The following is a 1,103-nucleotide window of genomic DNA, read 5'->3' on the forward strand; positions in this document are numbered from 1 at the left end:
CCGTAACCGCCCTTCTGGGGGCTGAAAACGGCGGTTACGGAGCAATCGATGGTGCTGAAGCCAAGGAATCCCCGCCGGGAACGTCTCCGGCGGGGATTCTTTGTGTCTGCGTGCTGATTCTGCCTGGAAAGTCGATTGCTCCGTAACTGCCGTTATGGGGGCTGAAAACGGCGGTTACGGAGCAATCGATGGTGTTTGGACTTGAGCTTCCCTAGGCCTGTGCTGGGACCGAGCTGGCCTCGATGCCGGCGGCTGTGCGCACCGGGGTGGCCAGGCCCAGGTTCTCCCGCAGCGTGCTGCCCGCGTACTCCGTTGGGTACACGCCGCGTTCCTGCAGTTCCGGGACGAGGTGGTTGACGATCTCGTCGAGTCCGGACGGGATGAGCCACGGCGAGATGTTGAAGCCGTCGACGGCGCCGGTACGGGCGTATTCGGCCAGCCGGTCAGCGACCTCGGTGTAGGAGCCGGTGAAGGTGGAGTCGCCCCGGCTGGTCTTGGCCGAGACGAACTCGCGGATGGACAGGTTCTTTTCCTTGGCTTCGGCGCGCCACTGGTCGGCCAGCTGGCGGGCCTTGGCGCCGTGGAAGCCGCTGCCGCGGGTTTCGGAGGTTTCTTCCACCACGGGATCGATCTCCGGCAGCGGTCCGTCGGGATCGTAGCCCTGCAGTTCCCGGCCCCAGAACTGCTCGAGGTACGCGATGGCCTGCTGCGGGCCAATCTGCAAGCTGCGGACCCAGGCCTTCTTCTCGAGGGCCTCCTGCGGCGTTGCAGCGAGGATGAACTCGCTGGCGGGCATGATCTTCACATCATTGGCGCCCCGGCCGGCCCGGATCGTGCGTTCCACGATGTCGCAGCGGAACTCCAGTGCGTCCTCCAGTTGCGGGTGAGCGGAGAAGATGACGTCCGCCTGGCGGGCCGCGAAGTCCCGGCCCTCGGGCGAGTCTCCGGCCTGGAACAGCACCGGGCGGTACTGGGCGCTGCGCGGCAGCCGCGGGGTGACGTCCACGGTGTAATGCTGGCCCGCGTGGCGCACCCGGCGGACGGCACCCTCAGCCGACCACCGGGGCGCCGAGGCTGACGGGGCGATGGCGGCGTCGTCCCAC

Annotated in this window: 1 protein-coding gene; it reads right to left on the reverse strand. The window is 67.5% G+C overall.

Annotated features, from left to right (window positions below):
- Positions 1-211 precede the first annotated feature (211 nt).
- Positions 212-1,103: LLM class flavin-dependent oxidoreductase (locus AC1DEY_RS23615; protein ID WP_476870120.1), on the reverse strand; the 892-nt coding region annotated here is incomplete at its 5' end.

This window comes from Arthrobacter sp. 05T47 (genome assembly GCF_056395825.1).